Below are 25402 nucleotides of genomic sequence, written 5' to 3'. Positions count from 1 at the left end.
AAAAGAATCCGCTCCAACACAGCCTCGGTCTCCACCAATGCCTCCCTCGCGCTGAAGCGCAACACCTGTATCCCCTGCCCTGCCAACCAACCATCCCGCAGTTGATCCCTGTGCGGATCCGAGTAGTGCTGACCGCCATCGACCTCCACGGCCAGCAGTCTCTCCAGGCAGTAAAAGTCGAGGACATAAGGCCCTGCAGGGTGCTGTCGGCGGAACTTCAGTCCTGCCAGTTGCCGTCCGCGCAGTCGGCGCCAGATCAGATTTTCGGCGTCGGTGGACGATCGCCTGAGCATCCGGGTGAATTCCAGGCGTTCATCGTCGAGCGGTGGTTTGCGCATGCGTCGTCCCTCCGTGGATAACTGATGTTTCCCTCCCCACAAGTTAGAGAAAAACAGATTCCACCCTCATCCCCTCACCATCCCCAGCAACTCCCCACAATCGCGCGCGAACCAGTCCGCCAGCTCTGGCCAGGGGTTTTCCGGCAGGTTCACCAGCACGGTGCCGGCGCCGGCCGCGCGGCCGCAGTCGAGGTCGAAACGGTAGTCACCCACCATCACCAGTTCACGAGGGTCGACCTGCCAGCGCTCGGCCAGGTGCAGCAGGCCGCCGGGGTGGGGTTTGGGTGGGGCTTCGCCGCGGCCAAGGATGTCGTCGGTGGCGAAGCAGTCGCCGAGGCCAATGGCCTCGAGGGTGAGCAGCGCCAGCTCGTGGGCATTGCGGGTGAGGATGCCGAGCCGGCAGCCGCGCCGGTGCAGATCACGCACCAGTTCGAGGGCCCCCTCGGCGGGGTTCGCATTCAGCGCCAGCTCCCGTTCGTGTTCCAGCAGCCAGGCGTGCTTGGCGGTGGCTTCATCTTCGGGCAAGGCCGCCAGATGGTGGAGGATGTCGTCCTCTGGCGGGATGTCCAGAGCCACGCGAATGGCGGCAAAATCATGCACGGCGATGGTCAGGGTGCCGTCCATGTCGAACACCCAGTGACGGTATTGCCCAAGCTCGTTACCCGGAAGCGTCACTTCCAATCCTCGCGCAGGCGGGTCAGGCCCTCCTGGGCCACCGAGGCCACCAGTTGGCCGGAGCGGTTGAAGATGCTGCCACGGGAGAAGCCGCGGGCATTGCCGGCCCAGGGGCTGTCCATGGAGTAGAGCAGCCAGTCGTCCGCGCGCAGGTCGCGGTGGAACCAGAGGGCATGGTCAAGGCTGGCGACCTGCATGAACTTCTGCCACACGGAAACGCCGTGGGGGAGCATGGCGGTGGTCAGCAGGCCGAAGTCCGACGCGTAGGCCAGGATGTACTTATGGATCGCGCGGATGTCCGGCAGGCTGCCATCTGCGCGGAACCAGAGGTGCTTGATCGGCTCGCCCGGCTTGGGGTCGTAGGGGTTGTCGGCAGTGACCGGACGAATCTCGATGGGCTTGGCGCAGAGGAACTTGTCACGCACCCGCTCGGAAAGCAGATGGGCATTTTGCCGGGCGATGTCCAGCTCACTTGGCAGGCTCTCCGGCCCCGGCACCTGCGGCATGGGCAGCTGGTGCTCGAAACCTTCCTCGTCCTGCTGGAAGGACGCACTGCAGGTGAAGATCTGCTGGCCTTTCTGGATGGCGGTGACCCGACGAGTGCTGAAACTGCCACCGTCGCGAACCCGCTCGACCGAGTACACCACCGGCAAGGTGGCATCGCCCGGACGCAGGAAGTAACCGTGGAGCGAATGCACATGGCGCTCGGGCTCCACCGTCTGGCTGGCGGCGGAGAGGGACTGGCCCAGCACCTGGCCGCCGAACAGTTGGCGGAAACCGAGGTCCTGGCTGACGCCACGGAACAGGTTTTCTTCGATGGATTCGAGGCTCAGCAGCGCGACCAACTCGTCGAGCACCTGGGTCATGGGGTTCTCCTCTGCAAGGCTGCCGCCCCGGTCATGGCCGGGGCGGTCGTCGTAGTTCGGGGTAGGCCGGAAGCGTCGTCAGGCGCTCGTCCCACAGCGCGCGACCGATGGTGAAATGGTAAAGGCTTTGCCAGCGACTGTCGGCCATTTCCAGCAATTCATGTACCGAATCGTCGAAGTAGCAGCCAATACCGGTACCGGATATCCCGGCGGCCTCGGCTTCTAGGTAAAGCAGTTGTCCGATCTGGCCGCATTCCCAGTACAGCCGCGGGTAGTGCCAGGCGCCCTGCTCCAGGGCGTCGTCGAAGCGCGCGAGCATCGCCAGGGCAACGCAGCCGTCGGCGGCGATGTCCTGACCGCAGGAGAGGAAGCCCGCCAGACCACGGGCATCGCCCTCCAGCAGGCGATACAACGGCAGCTCGTCGCTGGCGCGCTGCCAGAGGAAGTCCTCGCGCAAACCGCTGGCCAGCTCGCCTTCGGGTACGGCGCCACGGGCCAGCCAATAGAGGCCGGGGGCCAGGCCCTGTACGCGGTGGACGAACAGCAGCAGATCAACGCGTGCCTCGCCGAGGCTGGCAAAGGGCACTGGTGAATTCGCTGGCATAAGGCGACGCAACCAGGCCAGTAGCAGCTCCGCCTGGATACCGCTGCGGCCATCCATGGATTGCGCGCTGCGCCGCCGATGCAACAGCGGACGCAGGGGCAGACCAGGGTTATCCACAACAGGGCTGGCCTCAACCTTGGGCCATTCAGCCAACGGCTGCCGCGGTGCGCGGCACGCGCCATGAACCCGCTCCAGCTCCGGCCATTGGCGCTGCTCGCGGGACAACCGATTGGGCGTACCTTGCGGCTCCAGCACAGCAAGGCCATCGAGTAGCGATTGGCTCAGGGCGAACTCCCGATCCTGCGGCGGACCTATCCACAGCAGCACATCGGCAAATTCGCGCTCGACGAAACCGGGGCGGTCCAGCCCCAGCAGCGAGTCCAGTGCTACTTCGGCAACCCCGCCCATGACGCGCACCTGCCAGCCCAACGCGCTGGCGGCGATGGCCAGAGCCGCCAGGGCATGGCCCAGGTCGTGCTGGCAATAACGGTAGGCACGTTCTCCGTACTTCCAGGCCTCGCGCCAGGGAATGCTGGCCAGGCCGAGCAAGAAGCCGCCCGGCGGCAGCGCCGCTGCCAGTTGTGCGGCCAGGGGCACCGGCAGTTCGGCGCGCACCTCCAGGGCGTGGACATCCGGCGCGTAGTGCGCGAGCGAGCCGCCCCCCTCCACCGCCCCCGGCGGCAGCAGCAGGTAGGCCTCGGTGGGGTGCAGGTTGCCCGAGGACGGATTGACCCGCAGGGCCCACTTGCTGGCACCGGCTTCCTTCCAGGCGGAAATCGCCAGGCTGTCGTAGAGCAGCTGGGAAATGCTGTCACGGTTCAACGGTGCCGGCGGGCCGACCGGCGCCGCGAACACGGCATCGTAGGGCGGGGTTTCCTCAAGCGGGCGATGCGAGAGCTCCACCAGGCGCGCGCCGCTGTAGCGACGGAATGGCGCCGGCTGGGTCGCCCAGTCGAGCTGCCCTGGTCCCGGCGCGAAGCCATCTGGCCGATGCTTGCTGAGTTCGTGATAGCCGCGCACAGCGTCGCTCATCGCAACGCTTCCCACTCAGCGCGCCCCAGCCGGTAGAGCACATGGCGACGCAACGGGTGCCCCTCGGGCAAGAGCGGGTGTTCGAAGTCTCCATCCGGGTCGTGCTGCATACCGATTCGCTGCATCACCGCTTGCGAACGCAGGTTTCCGGGCACGGTGAAGGCCACGACCTCAGCCAATTGCAGGGGCTCGAAAGCGAACGCCAGGGTCGCTTGCGCCGCCTCGCTGGCCAGGCCTTGGCCCCAGTAGCGATGCATCAGGCGCCAGCCGATCTCCACGGCCGGGGTGAAGTGTTCCTCGAAGTTCACATTCTGCAGACCCAGGACACCCACAAAGCCGCCATCGCCACGGTGCTCGATGACCCACTGACCAAAGTTGTACCGCTGGAAATGCTGACGAATACGCGCCGCCAGGGCATCGCTTTCCTCGCGACTCAGGCAGGCGGGGAAATGGCGCATCACCTCCGCATCGGCATTCAGCTCGGCAAAGGCTGACAGGTCGTCGTCGCACCAGTCACGCAGATGCAGGCGCGGGGTAAGCAGTTCGATCGGGGACATGGGACTTACTCTTGAACCTGGCTCGAAGGCCCCATAATACTGCCCTTCGTACCACCCCGAGTGCCGATCGATGTTCCTCCCGCTGGTCTACCACGATGACTACAGCCCGCCGTTTCCGGCGGAGCACCGCTTCCCGATGGAGAAGTTCCGCTTGCTCTACGAGCATTTGCTGGACAGCGGCCTGACCACCGACGCGCGCCTGCATCGACCGGACATGTGCGCGCCCGAGGTGCTCGCCCTGGCCCACTGTCCGGACTACATCCAGCGCTTTCTCAGCGGCGAGCTGGGTCGCGAGGAACAGCGTCGGCTCGGCCTGCCCTGGAGCGAACCCTTGGCCCGACGCACCGTGCGCGCGGTAGGCGGCTCACTGCTGACCGCCGACCTGGCCTTGAAGCACGGCCTGGCCTGCCACCTGGCCGGCGGCACCCACCACGCACATTTCGACCACGCAGCCGGTTTCTGCATCTTCAACGACCTGGCGGTGATCAGCCGCTACCTGCTGGAAACAGGCAAGGCGCAACAGGTGCTGATCTTCGACTGCGACGTGCATCAGGGCGACGGCACCGCGCGGCTGCTGGCCGATACCCCGGAGGCCATCACCGTTTCCCTGCATTGCGAAAAGAACTTCCCTGCGCGCAAGGCCGAGAGCGATTGGGACATCCCCCTGCCCATGGGCATGGGTGACGCCGACTACCTGCAAGTGGTGGACGACGCACTCAACTACCTGCTGCCCCTGTACCAGCCAGACATCGTGCTCTACGACGCCGGCGTTGACGTGCACAAGGACGATGCCCTGGGCTACCTGCAGCTCACCGACGCTGGCCTTGCCGAGCGCGACGAGCGGGTGATCCGCCATTGCCTGGGTCGGGACATTCCTGTGGTGGGCGTGATCGGCGGCGGCTACGACAAGGATCGTGCGGCGCTGGCAAGGCGGCATGGCATCCTGCACCACAGCGCGGATCGGGTCTGGCGGGAGATGGGACTGGGGCAGTGAATTAGAGCGATGCCCATGCCGTTGGATTGATAGGTTTCGCCAGCTCTACCCATCCGAAGATGATTCGCGCACAGTCCGGAGCTTTGCTGTGCAGGGGCGATATCAATGGCTATGTCTGCATGACGTGTTGTAGGCAGCTCCTACAAGGCTCTTGGCCGGATGGGAAATCTCTCGCAACAGCTAACGCAGACATAGCCATATCAATCGCCAAGCAGGCCGCAGGCCTGTCCTCTGGTGCAGTAGAATGCGCCCCTTCCCCACTCCTGCATTCCTATTCCCATGAACGACTCCTCACCCTTCGTCGCCGTCATCGGCGGCGGCCCCGCTGGCCTGATGGCCGCCGAAGTCCTGGCCCAGGGCGGCGCACGGGTGGAGTTGTTCGATGCCATGCCCTCGGTCGGTCGCAAATTCCTGCTGGCCGGTGTGGGCGGGATGAACATCACTCACTCGGAACCGAAGGGGCCCTTTCTCGGCCGCTACGGCGCTCGCCGCGATGAGGTCGCCGCGCTGCTGCAGGACTTCGGCGCCGAAGAACTGCGCGCATGGATTCACGATCTCGGCATCGACACCTTCGTCGGCAGCTCGGGCCGGGTCTTCCCCACCGACATGAAGGCGGCGCCCTTGCTGCGCGCCTGGCTCAAGCGCCTGCGCGAGCAAGGCGTGGTTATCCACAACCGTCACCGCTGGCTGGGCTGGGATGACCAGGGCGCCCTGCGCATTGCCACGCCAGGCGGCGAAACCCGTGTGCAAGCCGATGCCTGCCTTCTGGCACTCGGCGGTGGCAGCTGGGCTCGGTTGGGCTCGGATGGCGCCTGGGTTCCGCTGCTGGAAACACGCGGCGTCCACATCGCGCCGCTGCAATCGAGCAACTGCGGCTTCGAAGTGGAAGGCTGGAGCCCGCTGCTGCAGGAGAAGTTCGCCGGTGCGCCGATCAAGTCGGTCACCGTTCGACTGGACGATACGGCACCGCGACAAGGCGAGTTCGTGCTCACCAGCACCGGTGTCGAAGGCAGCCTGATCTACGCCCTGTCCGCCGCCATCCGCGAGCGCATCAGTACCACCGGCAGCGCCACCCTGTACCTCGACCTGCTGCCCAACCAGAGCGTGGAGAAGATCACCAAGGCCCTGGCCCGACCACGCGGGTCACGCTCCATGGCCAAGCACCTGCACAGCCAGCTGGGCATCGACGGCGCTCGCGCTGGCCTTTTGCGGGAGCTGTCGGCCAAGGACGACTTCCTTGATCCCGCCCGCCTTGCTACCACCATCAAAAACCTGCCACTGACACTGGTGCGGGCGCGACCGCTGGACGAAGCCATCAGCTCGGCCGGAGGCGTGCCCTTCGAGGCCATGGACGAAGGTTTGATGCTCAAACAAGTGCCGGGCGTGTTCTGCGCCGGCGAGATGCTCGACTGGGAGGCACCCACGGGCGGCTACCTGCTCACCGCCTGTTTCGCCAGCGGTCGCGTCGCCGCACAGGGCTTACTGCGCTGGCTCACGACGAGCTGACCGACCGGCAGCTCGCCAGAAATCACATCTGATCGGAAGCTCGCCGCCAGGTGTCCGCTGGCACGCGGCCAGCGTCTATGCTTGCCCAGAGCCCAGTTTTTTCCATGCGGTGCCCCCAAGGTGATTCCCCTCCTCGTCTGCGACGACTCGATGATGGCGCGCAAGCAGTTGATTCGCGCGCTGCCGCTGGACTGGCCCGTGCATATCACACAGGCCGGCAACGGCGAAGAAGCCCTTGAGGCCATCCGCCAGGGCCACGGCCACGTGGTCCTGCTGGACCTGACCATGCCGGTGATGGACGGCTACCAGGTCCTCAGCCGAATCCGCACCGAAGGCCTGAAGGCCCGCGTGGTGGTGGTATCTGGCGATGTCCAGGAAGAGGCCCAGCGACGTGTCCAGGAGCTGGGGGCGCTCGCCTTCATCCGCAAGCCAGCCGACCCGGACGAACTGCGCGAAACCCTGATCCGCCTCGGATTGCTGCGCCCGGCGCCGTCCACCAGCCCGGTCATCGGCGTCCCCGGACGCATCGACCCGGACCTGCGGGTAAATTTCCGCGACGCCCTGCGCGAAGTCAGCAACGTCGCCATGGGCCGCGCCGCTGCCTTGCTGGCGCGTGTGCTCGGAGTGTTCGTGCAACTGCCGGTGCCCAACGTCAACCTCTTCGAAGTCAGCGAACTGCACATGGCCCTGGCCGACACCCAGCGCGGCGAGCGGTTATCGGCGGTGTGCCAGGGCTTCATCGGCGAATCCATCGCCGGCGAGGCGCTGCTGCTGTTCCACGACGCCGAGAGCGCCGAGGTGGCGCGCCTGCTCGGCTGGCAGCCCCAGGGTGATGCCGATGAGGCGGAGATGCTGCTGGACCTGGCGAGCATCCTGATCGGCGCATGCCTGGCCGGCATCGCCGAGCAGATCGATGTGCGTTTCTCCCAAGGCCACCCGCAACTGCTCGGCCAGCACAGCTCCATCGAACGACTGTTCCAGCTCAATAACCGGCGCTGGCGCAAGACGCTGGCGGTGGAGATCAGCTACGCCATCGAAGACCACAACCTGCACTTCGACCTGCTGCTGCTCTTCACCGAAACCTCCATCGCGCGCCTGACCCAGAAGATCCACTACCTGATGGACTGACCCATGCCGGCACAGATCGACTTCAAGGAACTCCACTGGCTGCTCGATATCGTCCAGTGCCTGGACGTCGGGGTGGTGGTTCTGGACCGCCAGTACCGAATCGAGGTGTGGAACAGTTTCATGGAGAACCATTCAGGCTTCGGTCCCGACCGGGTGCATGGCAAGAACCTCTTCGAGGTGTTCCCGGAGATCGACCGCAGCTGGTTGCGCCGCAAGGTGGACACCGTGCTGCAACTCGGGACCCGCGCTTTCAGCCTGTGGGAACAACGGCCCTACCTGATTCGCTTCGAGAATTACCGCCCGATCACCGGCGAGGAAGATTTCATGTACCAGAACCTCACGCTCCTGCCCCTGGCGGCAGTCGGCGGGCAGGTCGAGCGGGTCTGCCTGGTGATCACCGACATGACCGAGGTGGCGCGGTTGAAGCGGCAGTTGGCGGAGACGAATCGTCCGCGGCTCCTGTAGGGGCGAATTCATTCGCCAAGGGCTGCACAGCAGCCCCGGCAATCAGCAAGGCAGTCCTTCGGCCTGCTTGGCGATTGGAATGGCTATATCTGCGTTAAGTGTTGCTAGAACGTCCTGAGCCAAGCTGCTTGCCGAGTTCTGCGGATATTTCTGGTTTCGTCCCCCCGGACGAGTCCCTTTCTCAAACGCCAGAAAGGAACCAAAGGGCTTGCCCCTGCATCCGGCCCGTGTGGGCCTCAGGATGACTCATGCCTCGCCGGCGCGAGTCCCCTCTCGCCCTATGGGGTGAAGAGGCACGTTTTCGGAAGCATTGCTTCCGGTGGCGATGGACGCATGAGCGCGAAGCGATCAGGCCGGGGCGCAGGGCGGGGGTGAGGGTTGTATCCGGCTGGCGCGGAAGCCTGGACGGTCCGAGCTAGAAGGCTTCACTCAACGTTGCAACAGCTAACGCAGACATAGCCATTGAATCGCCCCTACAGGTACCACCCCCACGGCTCGGCGCTTCTGTACTCGGTGACCTGCTTGACCTCCAGGTAGTTCTCCAGCCCCCAGCGGCCCAGCTCTCGGCCGATACCACTCTGCTTCATGCCGCCCCAGGGCGCCTGGGTGAAGGTGGGTTGCGAGCAGTTGACCCAGACGATGCCGGCACGCAGGCCATTGGCCACCCGCGCGGCGCGGTCCAGGTCTGTGCTCATGACCGCAGCGGCCAGGCCGAAGCGGCTGTCGTTGGCCATGCGCAAGGCGTCCGCCTCGGTCTTGAAGCGCTTCACGCAGAGCACAGGACCGAAGATCTCTTCACGCCAGATGCGGCTGTTGTCCGCCGGCTCATCGAACACCGCCGGCTCGACGAAATAGCCGTGGGACAGGTGCGGGGGGCGCTTGCCACCGGTCAGCAGATTGGCCTCCTGCTTGCCCTGTTCAATCATGCCCATGACCTTCTGGTACTGCCCGGCACTCACCAGCGGCCCCAGCAGCACGCCGCGTTCCAGGCCGGGGCCAATGGCGATGCGCCGGGCCTCTTCCACCAGGCGCTCGATCAGTCGAGGGGCGATGCCCTCTTGCACCAGCAGACGCGAGGTGGCGCTGCACACCTGTCCCTGGTTCCAGAAGATGCCGAACATGATCCATTCCACCGCCGCGTCCACGTCGGCGTCGTCGAAGACGATGAAGGCCGACTTGCCGCCCAACTCCAGGCTGATGTTCTTGATGTCGGCGGCGGCCGCCGACATGATTTTCGCCCCCGTCGGAACGCTACCGGTGAACGCCAGCTTGTCCACACCCGGATGCTGGCTGAGGGGTCCGCCAGCTTCGCTACCAAGGCCCGTGACCACATTGAGCACACCGGAGGGCAGGCCGATACGCTCGGCGGCGCCGGCCAGTTCCAGCGCGGTCAGCGGAGTCATCTCCGACGGTTTGAGCACGCAGGTAGCGCCCGCTGCCAAGGCCGGGGCGACCTTCCAGGCGGCCATCAGCAGCGGGTAGTTCCAGGGGATGATCTGCCCGGCAACGCCCACCGGCTCGTAACGGATACGGCAACTGAAGCGGTCATCCGGCAGCGCCAGCGGTTGGTCCTGGCGGCCATCCAGTTCCCGCGCCAGTCCGGCGTAGTAGCGGAAGCAGCCGATGGCGTCGGCGATGTCCCATTGCGCCTCGGGCAGCGGCTTGCCGTTGTCGCGTACCTCCAGAACCGCCAAAGCGTCCTGGCGCCCTTCCAGCTCATCGGCCAGGGCTTCCAGCCAACCGGCACGTTCTGCCCCGCTGCTCTGCCCCCAGCCCCGATTGAAGGCCTGGCGAGCGGCATGCACGGCATGGTCGATGTCTTCCTCGGTGGCCGCCGGCACCCGCTGGATCAGGTCGCCACTGCTGGGGTCCAGCACTTCGAAATAGCCGCCCAGATCGGGACGGACCCATTGCCCGTTGATGTACAGCTGGTCACGCATGGCTTTGCTCCATGGGCGCTCAGGCGCCGCTGCGACGGTTCTGCAGGTAGCGGGAGGTGAACAGCAGCGCCAGGGAGACGCAGATGATCACCGTCGAAATGGCATTGATCTCCGGGGTGATGCCCCGACGGATCGACGAGAAGATGTAGATCGGCAAGGTGGTTTCCGAGCCGGCGACGAAGAAGGCAATGATGAAATCGTCGAAGCTGAAGGTGAACGCCAGCAGGAAGCTGGCAAGGATGGCCGGGGCGATCTGCGGCAGGGTCACCCGGCGGAAGGTTTCCAGGGGCGGCGCATAGAGGTCCGCGGAGGCTTCCAGCAAGGCCTTGTCCAGGGCTTCGACTCGGGTGCGGACGATCACCATTACCAGCGCCATGGTGAACAGCGAGTGCGCTGCGATCACCGTGAACAACCCCATGCGCAGACGCGGCAAGCCGGTGCCCAGCAGCAGGTCGAGCAGCGGATTGACCACCTCGAACAGGCTGATGAAGGCGATCAGGGTAGCGATGCCGATGACGATGCCGGGGATGATGATGGCGCAGTAGGTCAGTGCATCGAAAAACAGCCGCACGCGTCTACCCACCCGCTGCAGGCCGAAGACCGCGAGGGTGCCGAACACCGTGGCGATCAGCGCCGAGCAGAAGGCGATCAGCGCGCTGGTGCCCAGGGCCTCCATGATGAAGGGGTTACCGAAGGCACGGCCGAACCACTGCGCCGAACAGCACTCAAAGGCCAGCCCGCTACGCCCCGCGTTGAAGGAGAACAGCACGATCAGCGCAATCGGCGCGTAAAGGAACAAGTACAGCGAGGTGGAATAGCTGCGCAGCCACATCAGAGCATCCCCTCCGTGCCGCGCTTACCGTAGCGCGCCACCAGCTTCAGGTAGAGGGCGATGATCGCCAGCATCATCGCCACCAGGGTCATGGCCACCGCGCTGCCGAACGGCCAGTTGCGCGATTGCAGGAAGAGGTCGACCAGGGCGTTGCCGACGAAGAACACCTTGCCGCCGCCGAGGATGGCCGGAATCAGGAATTCGCCCATGAGCAGGATGAACACCAGCATGGCGCCGGTGATGACCCCGGGGGCGGAGAGCGGCAGGGTCACCCGGCGGAAGGTCTCGAAGGCGCTGGCGCCGAGGTCGGACGAGGCTTCCAGCAGGCGTTTGTCAAGCTTCTCCAGGCTGACATAGATGGGGAACACCATCAGCGGCAGGTAGCCATAGACGATGCCGATCAGCACCGCGGTCGGCGAATTGATCAGCCGCACATCCTCCAGCCCGACCATCGCCAGCAGCGCCGGGATGCCCTTGCCGCCAAGTATGAAGATCCAGGCATAGGTGCGGATCAGGAAGCTGGTCCAGAACGGCACGATCACGAGGGTCAGCAACAGCGAACGGTTGCGCTGCACCTTCACCGCCAGGAAGTAGGCCAGCGGGTAAGCCGCCACCAGGCACACCAGGGTGCCCAGTGGCGCCAGCAGCAGGGTGTTGTAGAAGGCCTTCGCCCGCGAACCCAGATTCAGGTAGTTGTCCAGGGTCAGCGCCGCGCTGTAGCCACCCACCGGGCTGCGCTCGCCCAAGCTGAAGACCAGGATGATCACCAGCGGCAGCAGGAGCAGCAGCAGGAACCAGAGGGTGGACGGCAGCAACAGGAGCAGCGTGACGCGCCGGCCCAGGCTGCGGCTTTCGACTGGCGCGGCCCGGCCCGTATCGGCCAGCGCTGGAGCGCCGAGGGCGACATTCATGGAGGATTCCTTGCGATTCATGGAGACGTCCACCGTAGGAGCGAGCGTGCTCGCGAACGCAGATTCGCGAGCAAACTCGCCCCTACAACGTCATGCATCAGGCCGCCTTGAAGCGCGCCATCAGTTCCGCCCGTGCCGGGCTGGTCAGGGTCGCTGCGGCGCCGAATTCCAAGGCACTGAGCAGGTCGGCGGCTGGATACATGATCGGGTCTTCGAGCATGGACTTGGGCAACAGCGCATCCACCCGTTTGTCGCCGGTTGGGTAGCCGTGGGCTTCCACTTCGAGCTTGTTCACCTGCGGGTCGAGCAGGTAGTTGATCAGCGCATAGGCCGCATCCGGCCGCTCGGCGCTCTTCGGAATGGCGAAGAAGTCGCTCCACAACTCGCCGCCCTCGCGTCCCAGCACGTAGGTCATCTGCGGCATGTCGCGGTGCAACTGGGAGGCGTCGCCGGTCCAGCACATGGACATCCAGGCATCGCCATTGCGCATGGAGGGCTGGTAGTCGGAGTTGATGGCGAAGAGGTGCGGCTTGACCTCCAGCAGCAGCTTCTCGGCGTCGGCCAGCTCCTTCGGATCGATGGAGTTGAAGCTGTAGCCGAAGGACTTCAGTGCGTTGCCGATGACGGTGAGTTGGTAGTCGTGGACCATCACCCGGCCAGTTGCCTCACCTTTGCTCAGCTCCCAGAACTCCTTCCAGGTGGTGGGCCTGGCCTTGATCTTCCCGCCGTCGTAGACGAATCCGGTAGTGCCCCAGTTCTTCGGCACGGCGTAGGTCTTGCCGTTGATCACGCCCTGTTCCATGAAGCGCTTCTCATAGGAGGCCGGATCGAAGTTGGGGATGCGCGACAGATCCAGGGGTTCGATCAGGCCCAACTCGGCGTAGGTGCTGATGGTGTAATTGGTGGGCACGAAGACGTCCCAGCCGCTGCCGCCAGCCTGGAGCTTGGCGAGCATCTCTTCGTTGGAGCCGAAAACGTTCATCTGCACCTGGGCGCCGGTCTTTTCGGCGAAGGCGGCGAAGTTCTCGGCGTTGTGATAGTTCGGCCAGGTGGCCAGGACCACGCGATCGCCGAGGGAGCCCTTCTCGGCGGCGAAGGCCCGGTTGCTGGTGAGCAGCCCCGGCATGTTGGCGGCCATGACCGCCATGGCCAGGCCCAGGCCGGTACGGCCGAGGAACTCGCGACGGCTGATGGAGCCGTTCTGCCAACTGCGCAGTTGCTTGATGAAGTCTTTCCGATCCATTGCTGCTACCTGCCTGTGAGTGGTTGGTTGTTCTTGTCCGTTCCGTACTGCGTCGTTACAGGGTCATTGCGAGACCGGCGGCCTGATCCCAGCCAATGCGTACCGGCGACCCATGTTCGAAGGCCGAGCGCTCGTGCTGCCCATGGCGTGGCACGCGCACGCAGACGATGCCGAAAGGCTCGGTATGCACGCGGTACTCGGTGAGATTGCCGAGGTAGATGCGGTCCACCACCTGGCCGGGCAGGCTGATCTCCCGGGGCAGCGCCTCTTCGCCGGCACCGATGGCGATCAGCTCCGGGCGCACCGCAATGCAGCCAGGCTCGGACGCCTTGAGGACCGGCCCGGTAGGCGTCGGCGGGCTGGCCAGTTGCAGGCCATGGGCGGTTTCCAGCAGCACGCGGCCATCCTCGATGCGCCGCACGGTGCCGTCGAACAGGTTGGATTCACCGATGAAGTCGGCCACGTAGCGGCTCGCCGGCGTTTCGTAGAGCTGCTCGGGGCTGGCGCTCTGGAGGATCTGGCCGTCCTGCATGACGCTGATGCTGTCGCTCATCGACAACGCCTCTTCCTGGTCATGGGTGACCAGCACGAAGGTGATGCCCACCTCGCGCTGCAGGCGCAGCAATTCGGACTGCATTTCCTTGCGCAGCTTGCGATCCAGCGCGGCCAGGGGTTCGTCCAGCAACAGCACCGTGGGTTTGTTCACCAGGGCGCGGGCCAGGGCGACCCGCTGCTGCTGGCCGCCGGACAGTTCATGGGGCTTGCGCTGGCCGAAGCCGGAGAGACGCACCATTTCCAATGCTTCATCGGCCAGGCGGCGTTGCTCGGCACGGTCCGGGCGCGACTGGTGGTAGCGCAGGCCGTAGGCGATGTTTTCCGCCACCGAGAGGTGCGGGAACAGCGCGTAACTCTGGAACACCATGTTCACCGGCCGCTGGTGCGCCGGCACCCCGGCCACCGAACGTCCGGCCAACAGCACTTCGCCTTCGCTGGGCTGCTCGAATCCGGCGATCATTCGCAGGGTGGTGGTCTTGCCGCAGCCGGAGCTGCCGAGGAAGGAATGAAAGGAACCGCGCCGCACCTTGAAGTTCAGGCCGTTCACCGCCGCGACCGCGCCATAGCGCTTGACCACATGGCGGAACTCGATATCGAAGCACTCGCTTGCATCACTCACGGCCGGCCCCTTTTTGCAGGTGTTCTTGGCATGTGGCCATACGCTAGCAATGGCGGTTTTCGGCTGTATATATCCCTCCGGGGATAGGCGCGCCCTCCACAGAAACTGTGGAGCAGCATGTGGATAAGTTATGGATGACCGGCTGCAGCTCGCTTGCCGCAAGGGTTTGAAGCAAGTGCTTGGTTTTTGAGCAGCGCTTGATCCGTAGGGGCGAATTCATTCGCCCCTACACAGAATGTGCAGTCGCAGCGGCCTGGATATCCATCTCGCTGCCCACAAATTCTGTGCAAATGATTGTGGATAAGTCGTGGGTAGCCGCGGCGGAGGCCCGTGGCGGCTGGTTTTGCGCAGGCTGTTCGGTTATTGACCAGCACCTGTTAATCGCTAACAGCGATAAGCCTAAACTGCCTTTTGCAGCACTTCTGACTCATCCCGCTGGCCGGCGAGATCACGCACGAACAGGCCCAGCAGCTCCGACTGGCTACCGATGCCAAGCTTGGCGTAGATATTCTTGCGGTGGATTTTCACCGTCCCCGGGCTTATGCACAAATGCTCGGCCACCGAAGCGCTGGAGTGGCCGCGCAGGAGCATCTGCACCACTTCCTGTTCACGGGCCGTGAGGACATGGGCGCCGAACTGGTCGAAAGCTTCGCGAATCTTGTAGTCCAGGTCCTGTGCGGGGCGCGGCGCATGGGCACGCGCCAGTTCCCAGGCTTCGTTGACTACCTGTTCGACCACGGGCTGGGCGCAGTCCAGCAGCTGCATCTCGTCACGGCTGTAGGCCGGGCTGCAGGTACTGCGCATCAGCGAAAACACCGCCTTGGCACCGTCGGCCAGGTCGACAAAGAAGGCGATCTCCTCGGTCAGGCCCGTCTGCTGGTAGTAGGTGACGTAGTACTCGCCGAGATAGAAGTGGTCCGGGGCGAACTGACGCAGGCGCCAGAGGCCAGCTGCCTGGTTGCGGGTGCAGGCGAGGTAGAAGGGGTCCAGCAGGTAGGGACCGACCTGGTAGTCCTCGACATAGACGTGGCGCTTGTCCGGCGGGAAGGTGTCGAACAGCGCCAGCGGCCGGTGATTACCTTCGTAGACGAAGAGCACGAAATGATCGACATGGCAGACCTGCTGCAGCCACTGGCTGAGGCCGAGCAAACGGCTCCGGCCTGCCGGTTGGGCCAGCAGGTGGGCGACACCGGTGGTCCAGTGTTTGAGTTCCTTGTGGCGCATGTGGGAAATGCCTGAGGTTGGGCTGCGCTTCAATCACTATAGGCGTTCAGCATTTCGCACAGAAATGCAGGAAGTGAGCCAATATCCTGAAAGCCCAACCAGGCCCTCTGGTACGGGACGGGGCGTTCATCGCCCTGCCCCATTCCGGTTCCCGCAGCGCCATAAGGCGTCACCCTTCACCACAATCGAGTGACGCTTTTGGGGGCGCTCAGCCCTTCTTGGCCTTACCGAAGCCCGGTGCCTTGCGCACCGACTTGACCTTGGGTTTTTCGCTGTCGATCCAGCGGCCCAGGGACGCGCCCTTGACCGCCTTGCCGGTACCTGCCTGAGCTTCCTTGGGCTTTTTCGGTTTCTTCGGCTTCTTCAATACCTGGCCGGTGGCGTCAGTCATCGGTACCCGGTGATCGGGGAAGAAATCCGGCTCATCGCGGCGCTGCAGGGTCTGGCGGGTCAGCACTTCGATGGCCGCCAGCAGTTGCACCTCGTCGGCGCAGACCAGGGACACCGCCTCGCCGGTGGCGCCGGCGCGACCGGTACGGCCGATGCGATGCACGTAGTCCTCAGCGACGATGGGCAGGTCGAAGTTGACCACCAGCGGTAGATCGTCGATGTCCAGGCCACGGGCCGCCACGTCGGTAGCCACCAGCACCTGCACTTCGCTGTCCTTGAACCGCTGCAGCGCACGCAGTCGAGAGGGCTGCGGCTTGTCGCCGTGGATGGCGTCGGCGGAGACGCCATGCGCCTGGAGTTCGTCCACCAGTTGATCGACACCCTTGCGAGTCTTGGCGAAGACCAGCACCTGCCCCCAGCGACGATCCTCAAGCAGGTGCAGGAACAGTTCACTCTTGCGCTTCTTGTCCACCGGGATCAGCCATTGGCGCACGCTCTTGGCCGCGGCATTGCGCGGGCTGACTTCGACGGACATCGGGTCGCGCAGCAGCTCGCGGGCCATCTGGCGGATGGCATCGGAGAAGGTGGCAGAGAACAGCAGAGTCTGGCGGCGTTTGGGCAACGCCACGAAAAGTTCGTCCAGTTCACGGGCGAAGCCGAGGTCGAGCATGCGGTCAGCCTCGTCCAGCACCAGCACCTGGAGCTGGTTGAACTTCACCGCATTCTGCCGATAGAGGTCGAGCAGCCGGCCGGGGGTGGCGACGAGGACGTCGATGCCCTTGCGCAGCTTCATCATCTGCGGATTGATGCTGACACCGCCGTAGACCGCGTAGTTGCGCAGCGGCAGGTGCTGGCCGTAGACGCGGAAACTTTCGTTGACCTGCTCCGCCAGCTCGCGGGTGGGCACCAGCACCAGGGCGCGCACCGAGTTGCTGGCCACCTGCGGGCCTTCCTGGGTCAGTTTCTGCAGCAGCGGCAGGGCGAAGCCGGCAGTCTTGCCGGTGCCGGTCTGGGCCGCGGCCATCAGGTCGCGCCCCTTGAGGACGGCGGGAATCGCCTCGGCCTGCACCGGCGATGGGGTCTGGTAGCCAAGCGCCTCGGTGGCGCGCAGCAAGGGTTCGATCAGGCCGAGGGAAGCAAAGGTCATTGAGGCAGCCATAGTGTGCGGAAATGGCGCAATTCTAGCAGGCCGCCCCAGCCCTTCGGGATCAACTGGTCTGCTCTTGCAGCCCTTCGGCCTTCTCCTCCTTGCGCTCGCGCCATTGCGGCAGACCGATCAGCACCACCGCGCTGATGATCACCAGCATGGCCAAGGCTTCCTCGATGCCGATGGTTTCACCCGCAAAGCCGATGCCCAGCAACACCGCCACCACCGGATTGACATAGGCATAGCTGGTAGCCGCTGCCGGGCGCACGTTCTTCAGCAGGTAGAGGTAGGAGCTGAAGGCGATGATGGAGCCGAACACGATCAGGTAGGCCAGCGCCCCCCAACCGGCAGCAGTGGGCGCACTAACCATGCGCTCGCCACTGAGCAGGCTACCGGCCAACAGAGCGACGCCGCCGGCGAGCATTTCCACGGCACTGGCCATGGGGCCGGCGGGCAGCTTGAGGTTCTTGCTCCACATGGAGCCGAAAGACCAGGCCGCAGCGGCAAAAATGATCAGGACGGCGCCGAGGGGGCTGGCCTGGAGGTTGGAGCCGAGGTTGAGCAGGCCGATGCCGATCAGCCCCAGGAAGATGCCGGCCCACTCCAGGCGCGTGGTGCGCTGGCCCCAGATCAGGCCGAACAGCAGTGCGAACAGCGGCACCGTAGCCACGGCCAGCGCAGCGACACCCGACGCCACGCCCAGATCCTCGGCCAGAGTCACGCCGCCGTTGCCGCAACTGAGCAACAGGAAGCCAATCGCAGCAGCGGACTTCCATTCCTGCCAGCTCGGGTTGGGCACTCCGCGCCATCGCAGGAAGCCGTACATCAACGCGCCGGCGACCACGAAGCGGATGCCCGCCATCAGCAACGGCGGCCAGGATTCGACGCCGATGCGGATCGCGAGATAGGTGGAGCCCCAGATCAGGTACAGAGCGATGAAGGCCCCTATGAGCAAGAGCGGAAAACGGCGCGCAGGCATGATCGGAACTCGACAAAGGCAGGAGTGAGGGGTCTATTCTAAGTAAGGCGATGCGAGAGAAATAAGGACGAAAGCCTTATTCATGGCGCCTGAAACCTTGGAAAGAACTGATTTCATAATCTTCTGCCGTTGATTCGACAGAAGCCGAATCCGGAGGTCCCGTGGACAAGTACGACCGACTGCTGCTGGCTGCGCTCATCGAGAATGGCCGAGCGTCCTTCGCCGACCTGGCCCGCCGGGTCAATCTGTCGCCGCCGGCCGTGGCGGACCGGGTTGCCAAGCTGGAAGCCAGCGGCGTCATTACCGGCTACCACGCCAGCGTCGACCTGGCGAAGGTGGGTCTGCCCATCGAATGCGTGATCGAGCTGCGCATCACCGACCGCGACTACAAGCGCACCCAGGAAGCCTTGGAGAAGATTCCCCAGTTGAACCTCTGCCACCGGATCACCGGCGATGCCTGCCTGCTGATCAAGGCAGCCGTGGCGTCGATGCCAGAACTGCAGGACCTGATCGACCAGATCGGCAAGTTCGGCGCGACCAAGACTTCGCTGATCCTGTCGACGCCCTTCGAGCAGAGGATTCCCGGGGTGCTTCAGGAGCGCGGCAAGGTCGAAACCCTGCGAACGGTAAAAGGCTGAGCGCCCTGAAGGGCTCTCAACCCTCCCGATGCCGCCTGAGGGCTTCGGGAATTTTCGCCGCCGGCACTTTCTGCAGGCTGCAGAACAGCCTGTGCGAGACCTCATTGATCCCGTGCCTGTCGCGCAGGCGCCCGGCCAGGTGCAAGGTAAGGTTGGCGGCCATCTCGGCGTCGGCAAGCGCACGGTGGGCCTTGCCGGTGTTGGGCAGGCCCGCCCAGGTATTAAGCGTGCCAAGTTTGTGGTTGGGTGCTTCGGGCAGCAGGCGTCGCGCAAGCAGCAGGGAACAGGCGAACGCCTGCCGACGGGAACGGCCGATGCGGGCCAACTCGAAATCCCAGAACTTCTGGTCGAAAGAGGCGTTGTGCGCCAGCAGCGGCAGGTTGCCGATGAAGTCGGCGGCCTCGCCCATTACCTGCTCCACCGGCGGCGCATCGCGCAGCATGGCGGTGGTGATCCCGGTCAGGCCCTGGATGAAGGCAGGTACCGGTATGCCGGCGTTCATCAGGCTCTGATAGCGGTCGACGATACGTCCCCCCTCCAGGATGACGACGCCAATCTCGGTGGCGCGGCAGTCGTTGCCCGGCGTGATGCCGGTGGTCTCGAAGTCGATGACGGCGATGGGGTCCACAAGAATGTCCAGATTGGGGCGGGTTTCAATTCCGCAACAGCAGGTTGCCTTCGATGGGCTGATAGCGACTCGCGGCACGGATCAGCGATTGCGCGGTGAGGCCGGGCACGCCGTAGACCAGGGTTTCCACGCCATGGGCTTGGGCCACTCGCTCCAGCAACAGGTCGAAATCGCCGTCTCCTGAGGCCAACACCACCAGATCCACGCGGGGAGCAGCATCGAGCACATCGATGGTGATGCCGACATCCCAGTCGCCTTTCGCCGAACCGTCACTGCGCTGGATGAACGGTTTGAGCTTCACGTGGAAGCCCAGATTGCGCAGGATTTGCTGGAACTGCTGTTGCTTGGGATCACCCCGGTCGATGGCGTAGGCGCTGGCTTCGACTATGGCCCCCTCGGCACTGACGCTCTGCCAGAAGGCGCTGTAGTGGAAGTGGCAGCCGTAGACATGACGCACCGTGTAATAGAGGTTCTGCACGTCGGCGAATACTGCGATTTTCTTCAACGCGGCTCCTCGCGGCTGGCTGGCGGCGGCTGGATAAGGTTAGATTTCCGCCAGTATGCCAGCCTCAGGGAATGGAAAGTGGATATGACCTTGCAGAAGTCGCCAGGTGCCCTGCTGATCATCGATCAGCAGCAGGGTATTCGCCGCTTGGACAAACCACGCAATAACCCCGATGCGGAAACCCACATTGCTGCTTTGCTGGCACAGTGGCGCAAGGCCAGTTGGCCGCTGGTGCACATCCGCCACATCTCTCGCGAGCCGAATTCGGTCTTTGCCCCCGGCCAATCCGGCGCCCTGTTCCAGCCAGAGTTCACACCTCTGGATCACGAGCAGGTGCTTGAAAAGAACGTCCCCGACGCCTTTATCAACAGCGGCCTGGAACACTGGTTGCGAGTACGCGGCATCGATGCGCTGGTGATCGTCGGAGTCGCTAGCGAGAACTCGGTAGAAGCCACCGCCCGCAGCGCCGGCAACCTGGGCTTCACCACAAGGGTAGTGACGGACGCCTGCTACACCTTCGCCAAGGCTGACTTCGCCGGCCGCCCGCGCAGCGCCGAAGAAGTGCATGACATGGCCATGGCCAACCTGCATGGCGAGTACGCCCAGGTGCTGCTCGCTGACGAACTGCTGGCGACCTGGCCGACGCCTTGAGAGCGGGCGTCTATAGTTTCAGCTACCCCCGCGAGCTTTGAGAACGGGAAGACGCCGAGACCCACCGCATGGGTCTGTTGCAGGGAGCAAGGCGCCCGCCATGGCAGGCGGCGCCGTCTGGTAGTCACTCCAGCCGCAGGCCGTGCCAAAGGCGATTGTGCAATGCGCGCTCATGGATGCTGCCTGCTTGCCCTGCTGCTCTTGTCTGTCCCTTGTCATGCCGGGGCGCGCCTGGTGTTCAGCGCCTTCCCCGACCAGGGCCTGCCCCTGTTTCAGATCTGCAAACGCATATTGGTGGAAGCCTACGCGGAGCTTGGCATCCGCATCGAGACGCGCGCCGCACCCGCCGCCCGCGCCTTGCAATACGCCGAGCGCGGCCTTAACGATGGTGAACTGTGCCGCACCAGCCTGGTCGCCGAGCAGCGCAACGACCTGCTCCTGATCCGCACTCCGTTGTTCGAGACCTACACGGTGGCCTTCGCCAATCGCCCGCTGCAACTGCACGGCTGGTCCAGCCTCAGGCCCTACCTGGTAGGTTTCGAACGCGGCAAGGCGGCCCTGGAACTGCGACTGAAAGGCGTGCGCATGTCACCGTCCAACGGGGTGGAGAACGGTATGCGCAAACTGGCTGGGGGGCGGGTTGACGTGCATGTAGAGGATTATTATTCGGGCATGTGCATCCTGCGCCAGAACGGCATGCGCGGTATCCAGCCGCTGCATCCGGTGCTGGAGCGGTTCTCCATGCACCACTATCTCAACCCACGCCATCGCGACCTGGCAGTTCGCCTGGAGGAGGTGCTGCGGCACATGGCGAAAACAGGTCGCCTGCAACAGATCGAGCAGCAGGTTCTGCATGAAGCCGGGCTGGATGATCTGAGCCCACCCTGAACGACTATCATCGCGCTCCTGTTTCCCATCACCCGGAACTCTGATGTCACTTCACGCCCGCAATCTGGCCCTGCTCGACGATCTCGCCATCCCCTACCGAGAAGTCAGTCACGAAGCCGTGCTCGACTACCCCACCGCCCATGCGGTGCGCCAGCGTTTCGGCCTGCGCGGGGTAGAGAGCAAGAGCCTGTTCCTGCGCCTGAAAGGCGGCGGCTACGCCATGCTGGTAACGCTGGAGAACGCGCGGGCCGACTGGGTCCAGCTCAAGGCATTGCTGGGTGCACGTCCGAGCATCGCCAGCGACGAGGAGCTGGTGGCCCTGACCGGCTGCGTGCCGCAGTGCGCCTGTCCGCTGGGTCATGCTGCGGCAATTACGCTGGTCTTCGACGAGGCTATCCTCCAGCACGAGTACCTGCTCTTTTCACCCGGCCTGCCAGAACGCACGCTGGAGGTTTCCACGGCCGACCTTGCACGCCTGCTGCCAACCCTCCCCAATCGGGTGCTGAACTATCGCTCCAGCTGAGGATGCCTTTGGAGGCAGCCGTAGCTTGGGCTAAAGTGCCCAAGACTGACTGCCGCAAGATATGACTGCCTGCTGATGAATCCTTTCGAGCTGCTGCGCGACACCTGGTACTTCTTCTCCCGCAATGTCGGCGAGATCGTCCTGCTCTGCCTGCCGACCATCCTCATCGAAGCCATTGCCCAACAAGGGCTGATCGCCTGGCTTGGCCCGGACAAGTCCCAGGGCGCCTCGATCATCCTCAGCATGCTGTTCTACCCGCTTTACGTCGGCGCGCTAATCATTTTCGTCGACAGCCGCAGCCACCGCATCCGGCTCAAACCCCGGCAGGTGGTGGAGATGGCGCTGTTCCGCTGGCCCTCCTTCGCCGTGCTGGCCGCCATCAGCACCCTGCTGATCATGGTCGGGGCCTGGATGCTGATCATTCCCGGCCTCTATGTGATGATCAAACTGGCGTTCGCCGAATACCTGCTGGTACTGGAGGGCAAGGCGCCACTGGACGCCATCAAGGAAAGCTTTGCCCTGACCCGAGGCCATTTCTGGAGCATCCTCGCCTGCGTGCTGCTGGTAATGGGGCCGATCTGGCTGGTGGACTGGTTCGCCTATCGCGAACTCGGGGACAACCCGGACCCGGTGGGCACCGTGATGCTTGAAAGCTTCAATAGTTTCTTCCAGCTGTTTGTCAGCATCACCCTGTACCGGATGTTCACGCTGGTGACGGAGCAGGCGACCGAGCAGTGATTGCAGCCCGGAATACGATTGAATTGCGTAGCGAGCGACGGCAGTTTTCAACAACGCATGGCCGAGGGCAGTAGTTTTTTTGCCAGGCTGCTAGTCTTTTCAAGCCACTCAAGGAGGATCCCCCATGGCTGAAAATCCCAGCATCCTGTCCCACATCTCGGTAGGCACCAACGACTTCGAGCGCGCCGTCGCCTTCTACGACAAGGTGCTGGCCACCCTGGGCTGCAGACGCATCATGGAGCACCCCGGCGCCGTGGCCTACGGCCGCGAGTACCCCGAGTTCTGGGTGCAGACGCCCGTGGACGGCCGACCGGCCAGCGTTGGCAATGGTGCGCACATCGGCTTCTTCGCCCCTAGCAAGGAGGCCGTGCTGGCTTTCTTCGAAGCAGCGCTGGATGCCGGCGGCAAGGGCGACGGCGAACCCGGTCCGCGTCCGGAATACGGCGATCCCTACTATGGCTGTTTCGTCCGCGATCTGGACGGCCACAAGATCGAAGCGACCTTCTGGGACATGGACCTGGATCAGGGCTACGAGCTGTATGTCGAACCTCACGCTCACTGAGCGCCGGGGCGATAGCGTTGCGCGGCGCCCAACACCCAACCTTCATCGATCATCTTCCCCAGGGCCTCGGCAATGGCCTGGCGCTGGGGCAGCAAGGATCGCTGACGCGAGAAGCCGAGGAAAAGTTCGGTGCGTGCCGGTGGCCGATAAGCCAGTTTGACGATGCGCCCAGCCAGGGCCGGGTCGCGCAGCAATTCATAGTCCACCTGGCAGTCGGTGCCGATCACCAACTGCAGCCGCTTGTGGCGCAGCATGCCCAGTAACTGCCCTTCACTGCCGACTCCGACCTTGCGCAACGCCTTGTCGGAATCGAAGGGTTCGAAGTAGGCCGAGCCCCGCACGAAACCGATGTCGTACTGGCCCAGCTGAGGGTAGCCGGTGACGCTCTGGGCCAACTCCGGCAGGCTGTAGAAGCGCGGCGCGCAGTTGAAGTATGGGCGCTCCAGATAATCGATATAGCGCTCGCGCTCAGGAGTCCGGGCAAGCCCGGTCATCAGATCCGCCGAACCCCGCTCTAGGGCAGCCAGCCCCCGCGACCACGGCGCACGCTGCACTTCGAAGCGCAGCCCGGTACGGCGTTCCAGTTCGGCCAGTAGATCCATATCCAAGCCGCGCAATGTCCCCCTTTCGCCAGCAATGCGAAATGGAGGCCAGTAGTCGGTCATCACCCGCAACGGTACTTGGTCGTTCGCGTTTGCCAGGCCGGGAAGCAGTAGCACGCCCGCCAGCCAGAGTCGGCGACGCCGCGCTTTGGAGACAAAGGCCAGGAATGACCAGAGGACTGCTCCCAGCTGCATGCCGGCTCCCGGATCAGTCTTGCAGTTCGTTATGAGTGCCATCGCAGCAAGGCGGTGTGTGGCTGTGTTTGCAGCCACAGAAATACAGGGTTTCGCTGACCTCTGCATGGAATTTGAGTGGCACCAGGCCACTGCCCTTGTGAGACCCATCACAAAATGGCTGTTGCTGGCTTCGACCACAGCGACACCAGAAGTAATCCTGGCCAGCGACCACCTCCACCTCGTAGGGCCCCTTTTGGGCGATCCGCACTTCGCTGCTCACGGCAATCCTCCCGGGCGTGTCTGGCTTGGGCCGCAGCGGCGGCTCGGGTATGCTCGCCCTCTTCCAGCATAGATGCCTGCTCTTGCCGATGCCCCGAGTCCTGCGTTTTGCCCTGCTCAGCCTGTCGGTCCTTGTCATTGGCCTGGTCGCCCTGATCTTTGCACTGACGTGGCATCCCGCGGCCCGCGAGCCTGCGCCCATGGCCTGCCTGGCCGAAGCGCCACAACTGCAGCCGGGCCAGGCACTCAAGGTGATGACCTGGAACCTGCAATACCTGGCTGGCAAGCGCTACGTCTTCTACTACGACCTCCCGGACGACGAAGGCCAGGACGAGCGCCCCACGCCCGAAGATCTGGCCTACAGCCTGGACGAGGTCGTACGGGTTATACGCGAAGAGCAGCCGGATATCGTCAATCTCCAGGAACTGCACGAGGGCGCCCGCGCCACCGACTACCAGGATCAGTTGGCCCAGCTCCACGAGCGCCTGGCGGACCTCTACCCCTGCGCCAGCCAGGCCTTCTACTGGAAGGCCGCCTTCGTGCCGCATCCCCACATACTCGGCAGCGTCGGCATGAAGCTGGCGACCCTCAGTCGCTTCCGCATCGAGAGCGCGGAACGCCTGCAACTGCCGCTGGAGGATAACGATCCGATCAACCGCCAGTTCGACAAGAAACGGGCCCTGCTGGTGAGCTACCTGCCAATACGCGGCGGTGGCCGCCTGGCAGCGATCAACACGCACCTGGATGCCCTGCCCGAGGACCAGGAAACCCTTAAACGTCAGCTCGCCATGACCCGCGGCTTGCTCGACCAGTTACAGAGCGAGGGCCTGCCCTGGATCCTCACAGGTGACTTCAATCAGTTGCCCCCAGGCCAGTACGAACGACTGTCCGAAGCCCAGCGACGCCGCTATGCCCGCAACAGCGAACTGAAAGCGCTATGGGACCCGTACCCGATGATTCCCAGCGTCGAGGAAGCCGGCGGCGCATGGCAAGCGCAGTGGTATACCCATTACCCCAACGACCCCGGGGTGAAAGGGCCGGACCGTACGCTGGACTACGTCTTCCACAGCCCCAGCTTGACCCGAATCGAAGCGCGAGTGCGCCGGGACGATACTCTGCGGATATCCGATCACTTGCCGCTGATGGCCAGGTTCTTTCTGCCGTCGGTGCATTGAGAAGGTGCGGAGGTCGTCAACCGAAGCCGTC

28 protein-coding genes are annotated in these 25402 nt (G+C 64.2%); 11 read left to right on the top strand and 17 right to left on the bottom strand.

The genetic code is table 11. The annotated features are described in order from the left end of the window. The 5 genes from AAHM40_RS19045 to AAHM40_RS19025 all read right to left on the bottom strand — a co-directional run. Positions 1 to 338: endonuclease domain-containing protein (locus AAHM40_RS19045; RefSeq protein WP_342246034.1), on the bottom strand; the 338-nt coding region annotated here is incomplete at its 3' end. 66 nt (positions 339 to 404) lie between these two features. Then, positions 405 to 962: an HAD family hydrolase gene (locus AAHM40_RS19040; RefSeq protein WP_342246037.1), complete on the bottom strand. Its 558-nt coding sequence runs from the start codon at positions 960 to 962 to the stop codon at positions 405 to 407. Positions 963 to 1009: 47 nt separating this feature from the next. Further along, positions 1010 to 1879 carry an acyl-CoA thioesterase II gene (gene tesB / locus AAHM40_RS19035; RefSeq protein ID WP_342246033.1) on the bottom strand — a complete coding sequence of 290 codons (870 nt, stop codon included), beginning with the start codon at positions 1877 to 1879 and terminating at the stop codon, positions 1010 to 1012. A 31-nt stretch (positions 1880 to 1910) separates the two neighbouring features. Continuing rightward, positions 1911 to 3515: a nitroreductase family protein gene (locus AAHM40_RS19030; protein ID WP_342246032.1), complete on the bottom strand. Its 1605-nt coding sequence runs from the start codon at positions 3513 to 3515 to the stop codon at positions 1911 to 1913. Continuing rightward, positions 3512 to 4072, bottom strand: a complete 561-nt coding sequence (locus tag AAHM40_RS19025; RefSeq protein ID WP_342246031.1) for a GNAT family N-acetyltransferase — start codon at positions 4070 to 4072, stop codon at positions 3512 to 3514. Before AAHM40_RS19025 ends, AAHM40_RS19030 begins: the two co-directional genes overlap by 4 nt. 70 nt (positions 4073 to 4142) lie before the next feature. On the opposite strand from AAHM40_RS19025, the gene AAHM40_RS19020 reads away from it, so the two are divergent. From AAHM40_RS19020 to AAHM40_RS19005, 4 genes are all read left to right on the top strand, one after another. Then, entirely contained in the window at positions 4143 to 5066 is a 924-nt protein-coding gene (locus tag AAHM40_RS19020; RefSeq protein WP_342246030.1) for a histone deacetylase family protein, read from the top strand. A 279-nt stretch (positions 5067 to 5345) separates the two neighbouring features. After that, positions 5346 to 6572, top strand: coding sequence for a TIGR03862 family flavoprotein (locus AAHM40_RS19015; RefSeq protein WP_342246029.1), 1227 nt, complete (start codon positions 5346 to 5348; stop codon positions 6570 to 6572). Positions 6573 to 6692: 120 nt separating this feature from the next. Next, positions 6693 to 7700: a response regulator gene (locus AAHM40_RS19010; protein WP_342246028.1), complete on the top strand. Its 1008-nt coding sequence runs from the start codon at positions 6693 to 6695 to the stop codon at positions 7698 to 7700. Positions 7701 to 7703: 3 nt separating this feature from the next. Further along, on the top strand, positions 7704 to 8165 hold the full coding sequence (locus AAHM40_RS19005; RefSeq protein WP_342246027.1) for a PAS domain-containing protein: 462 nt from the start codon (positions 7704 to 7706) through the stop codon (positions 8163 to 8165). 473 nt (positions 8166 to 8638) lie between these two features. On the opposite strand, the gene AAHM40_RS19000 is transcribed toward AAHM40_RS19005, so the two are convergent. The 8 genes from AAHM40_RS19000 to yedA form a co-directional block, all read right to left on the bottom strand. Further along, positions 8639 to 10105, bottom strand: a complete 1467-nt coding sequence (locus AAHM40_RS19000; protein WP_342246026.1) for an aldehyde dehydrogenase family protein — start codon at positions 10103 to 10105, stop codon at positions 8639 to 8641. A 19-nt stretch (positions 10106 to 10124) separates the two neighbouring features. Continuing rightward, positions 10125 to 10937: an ABC transporter permease gene (locus tag AAHM40_RS18995; protein ID WP_028629686.1), complete on the bottom strand. Its 813-nt coding sequence runs from the start codon at positions 10935 to 10937 to the stop codon at positions 10125 to 10127. Continuing rightward, the gene (locus AAHM40_RS18990; protein ID WP_280284764.1) at positions 10937 to 11848 is read right to left on the bottom strand and encodes an ABC transporter permease; all 912 of its coding nucleotides are present in this window, start codon (positions 11846 to 11848) and stop codon (positions 10937 to 10939) included. Before AAHM40_RS18990 ends, AAHM40_RS18995 begins: the two co-directional genes overlap by 1 nt. A gap of 97 nt (positions 11849 to 11945) precedes the next feature. Further along, positions 11946 to 13091 (bottom strand): ABC transporter substrate-binding protein, encoded by a 1146-nt coding sequence (locus AAHM40_RS18985; protein ID WP_342246025.1) that lies wholly within the window; start codon positions 13089 to 13091, stop codon positions 11946 to 11948. Between the two features lie 55 nt (positions 13092 to 13146). Then, the gene (locus tag AAHM40_RS18980) at positions 13147 to 14265 is read right to left on the bottom strand and encodes an ABC transporter ATP-binding protein (RefSeq protein WP_342246024.1); all 1119 of its coding nucleotides are present in this window, start codon (positions 14263 to 14265) and stop codon (positions 13147 to 13149) included. Positions 14266 to 14664: 399 nt separating this feature from the next. Beyond that, on the bottom strand, positions 14665 to 15489 hold the full coding sequence (locus AAHM40_RS18975) for a response regulator transcription factor (RefSeq protein ID WP_342246023.1): 825 nt from the start codon (positions 15487 to 15489) through the stop codon (positions 14665 to 14667). 208 nt (positions 15490 to 15697) lie between these two features. After that, complete coding sequence (locus AAHM40_RS18970; RefSeq protein ID WP_342246022.1) at positions 15698 to 17026, bottom strand: DEAD/DEAH box helicase; 1329 nt, start codon at positions 17024 to 17026, stop codon at positions 15698 to 15700. Between the two features lie 61 nt (positions 17027 to 17087). Continuing rightward, positions 17088 to 18005, bottom strand: coding sequence for a drug/metabolite exporter YedA (gene yedA / locus AAHM40_RS18965; protein ID WP_342246021.1), 918 nt, complete (start codon positions 18003 to 18005; stop codon positions 17088 to 17090). 161 nt (positions 18006 to 18166) lie between these two features. Here yedA and AAHM40_RS18960 point away from each other — a divergent pair, with 161 nt between their 5' ends. Continuing rightward, a complete protein-coding gene (locus AAHM40_RS18960) occupies positions 18167 to 18643 on the top strand; it encodes an Lrp/AsnC family transcriptional regulator (protein WP_342246020.1) in 477 nt (158 codons plus the stop codon). Positions 18644 to 18659: 16 nt separating this feature from the next. Here AAHM40_RS18960 and AAHM40_RS18955 read toward each other — a convergent pair whose 3' ends face one another. Continuing rightward, positions 18660 to 19271, bottom strand: a complete 612-nt coding sequence (locus tag AAHM40_RS18955) for a 3'-5' exonuclease (RefSeq protein ID WP_342246019.1) — start codon at positions 19269 to 19271, stop codon at positions 18660 to 18662. Positions 19272 to 19296: 25 nt separating this feature from the next. Next, positions 19297 to 19776, bottom strand: coding sequence for an NYN domain-containing protein (locus AAHM40_RS18950; protein ID WP_342246018.1), 480 nt, complete (start codon positions 19774 to 19776; stop codon positions 19297 to 19299). Between the two features lie 84 nt (positions 19777 to 19860). On the opposite strand from AAHM40_RS18950, the gene AAHM40_RS18945 reads away from it, so the two are divergent. From AAHM40_RS18945 to AAHM40_RS18925, 5 genes are all read left to right on the top strand, one after another. After that, positions 19861 to 20427 (top strand): cysteine hydrolase family protein, encoded by a 567-nt coding sequence (locus tag AAHM40_RS18945; RefSeq protein ID WP_342246017.1) that lies wholly within the window; start codon positions 19861 to 19863, stop codon positions 20425 to 20427. A 162-nt stretch (positions 20428 to 20589) separates the two neighbouring features. Then, positions 20590 to 21315 carry a substrate-binding periplasmic protein gene (locus tag AAHM40_RS18940; RefSeq protein ID WP_342246016.1) on the top strand — a complete coding sequence of 242 codons (726 nt, stop codon included), beginning with the start codon at positions 20590 to 20592 and terminating at the stop codon, positions 21313 to 21315. Positions 21316 to 21358: 43 nt separating this feature from the next. After that, positions 21359 to 21838, top strand: coding sequence for a YbaK/EbsC family protein (locus AAHM40_RS18935; RefSeq protein WP_342246015.1), 480 nt, complete (start codon positions 21359 to 21361; stop codon positions 21836 to 21838). Positions 21839 to 21913: 75 nt separating this feature from the next. Beyond that, positions 21914 to 22576: a YciC family protein gene (locus AAHM40_RS18930; protein ID WP_342246014.1), complete on the top strand. Its 663-nt coding sequence runs from the start codon at positions 21914 to 21916 to the stop codon at positions 22574 to 22576. A gap of 124 nt (positions 22577 to 22700) precedes the next feature. Beyond that, the gene (locus tag AAHM40_RS18925) at positions 22701 to 23138 is read left to right on the top strand and encodes a VOC family protein (RefSeq protein ID WP_028629700.1); all 438 of its coding nucleotides are present in this window, start codon (positions 22701 to 22703) and stop codon (positions 23136 to 23138) included. On the opposite strand, the gene AAHM40_RS18920 is transcribed toward AAHM40_RS18925, so the two are convergent. Further along, entirely contained in the window at positions 23132 to 23935 is an 804-nt protein-coding gene (locus AAHM40_RS18920) for a substrate-binding periplasmic protein (RefSeq protein WP_342246013.1), read from the bottom strand. The genes AAHM40_RS18925 and AAHM40_RS18920 overlap by 7 nt on opposite strands. Positions 23936 to 23948: 13 nt before the next feature. Beyond that, positions 23949 to 24197 (bottom strand): CDGSH iron-sulfur domain-containing protein, encoded by a 249-nt coding sequence (locus AAHM40_RS18915; RefSeq protein ID WP_342246012.1) that lies wholly within the window; start codon positions 24195 to 24197, stop codon positions 23949 to 23951. Positions 24198 to 24285: 88 nt separating this feature from the next. Between AAHM40_RS18915 and AAHM40_RS18910 the strand changes: the two genes are divergently transcribed. Further along, positions 24286 to 25371: an endonuclease/exonuclease/phosphatase family protein gene (locus tag AAHM40_RS18910; RefSeq protein ID WP_342246011.1), complete on the top strand. Its 1086-nt coding sequence runs from the start codon at positions 24286 to 24288 to the stop codon at positions 25369 to 25371. Positions 25372 to 25402 lie beyond the last annotated feature (31 nt).

The sequence above is a fragment of the Pseudomonas sp. OTU5201 genome (assembly GCF_038440135.1).
Classification (GTDB): domain Bacteria; phylum Pseudomonadota; class Gammaproteobacteria; order Pseudomonadales; family Pseudomonadaceae; genus Metapseudomonas; species Metapseudomonas resinovorans.
This window is presented reverse-complemented; position numbering and strand designations above follow the sequence as displayed.

Bases quoted from the DNA above. Each gene is read 5' to 3' on its own strand.
- AAHM40_RS19015 (WP_342246029.1), top strand. From the start codon at position 5,346: ATGAACGACTCCTCACCCTTCGTCGCCGTCATCGGCGGCGGCCCCGCT.
- AAHM40_RS19005 (WP_342246027.1), top strand. From the start codon at position 7,704: ATGCCGGCACAGATCGACTTCAAGGAACTCCACTGGCTGCTCGATATC.
- yedA (WP_342246021.1), bottom strand. From the start codon at position 18,005: ATGCCTGCGCGCCGTTTTCCGCTCTTGCTCATAGGGGCCTTCATCGCT.
- AAHM40_RS19000 (WP_342246026.1), bottom strand. From the start codon at position 10,105: ATGCGTGACCAGCTGTACATCAACGGGCAATGGGTCCGTCCCGATCTG.
- AAHM40_RS19025 (WP_342246031.1), bottom strand. From the start codon at position 4,072: ATGTCCCCGATCGAACTGCTTACCCCGCGCCTGCATCTGCGTGACTGG.
- AAHM40_RS18910 (WP_342246011.1), top strand. From the start codon at position 24,286: ATGCCCCGAGTCCTGCGTTTTGCCCTGCTCAGCCTGTCGGTCCTTGTC.
- AAHM40_RS18970 (WP_342246022.1), bottom strand. From the start codon at position 17,026: ATGACCTTTGCTTCCCTCGGCCTGATCGAACCCTTGCTGCGCGCCACC.
- AAHM40_RS18985 (WP_342246025.1), bottom strand. From the start codon at position 13,091: ATGGATCGGAAAGACTTCATCAAGCAACTGCGCAGTTGGCAGAACGGC.
- AAHM40_RS18990 (WP_280284764.1), bottom strand. From the start codon at position 11,848: ATGAATGTCGCCCTCGGCGCTCCAGCGCTGGCCGATACGGGCCGGGCC.
- AAHM40_RS18995 (WP_028629686.1), bottom strand. From the start codon at position 10,937: ATGTGGCTGCGCAGCTATTCCACCTCGCTGTACTTGTTCCTTTACGCG.
- tesB (WP_342246033.1), bottom strand. From the start codon at position 1,879: ATGACCCAGGTGCTCGACGAGTTGGTCGCGCTGCTGAGCCTCGAATCC.
- AAHM40_RS18975 (WP_342246023.1), bottom strand. From the start codon at position 15,489: ATGCGCCACAAGGAACTCAAACACTGGACCACCGGTGTCGCCCACCTG.
- AAHM40_RS18940 (WP_342246016.1), top strand. From the start codon at position 20,590: ATGCGCGCTCATGGATGCTGCCTGCTTGCCCTGCTGCTCTTGTCTGTC.
- AAHM40_RS18935 (WP_342246015.1), top strand. From the start codon at position 21,359: ATGTCACTTCACGCCCGCAATCTGGCCCTGCTCGACGATCTCGCCATC.
- AAHM40_RS19030 (WP_342246032.1), bottom strand. From the start codon at position 3,515: ATGAGCGACGCTGTGCGCGGCTATCACGAACTCAGCAAGCATCGGCCA.
- AAHM40_RS18945 (WP_342246017.1), top strand. From the start codon at position 19,861: ATGACCTTGCAGAAGTCGCCAGGTGCCCTGCTGATCATCGATCAGCAG.
- AAHM40_RS18920 (WP_342246013.1), bottom strand. From the start codon at position 23,935: ATGCAGCTGGGAGCAGTCCTCTGGTCATTCCTGGCCTTTGTCTCCAAA.
- AAHM40_RS19040 (WP_342246037.1), bottom strand. From the start codon at position 962: ATGGACGGCACCCTGACCATCGCCGTGCATGATTTTGCCGCCATTCGC.
- AAHM40_RS18925 (WP_028629700.1), top strand. From the start codon at position 22,701: ATGGCTGAAAATCCCAGCATCCTGTCCCACATCTCGGTAGGCACCAAC.
- AAHM40_RS19020 (WP_342246030.1), top strand. From the start codon at position 4,143: ATGTTCCTCCCGCTGGTCTACCACGATGACTACAGCCCGCCGTTTCCG.
- AAHM40_RS18930 (WP_342246014.1), top strand. From the start codon at position 21,914: ATGAATCCTTTCGAGCTGCTGCGCGACACCTGGTACTTCTTCTCCCGC.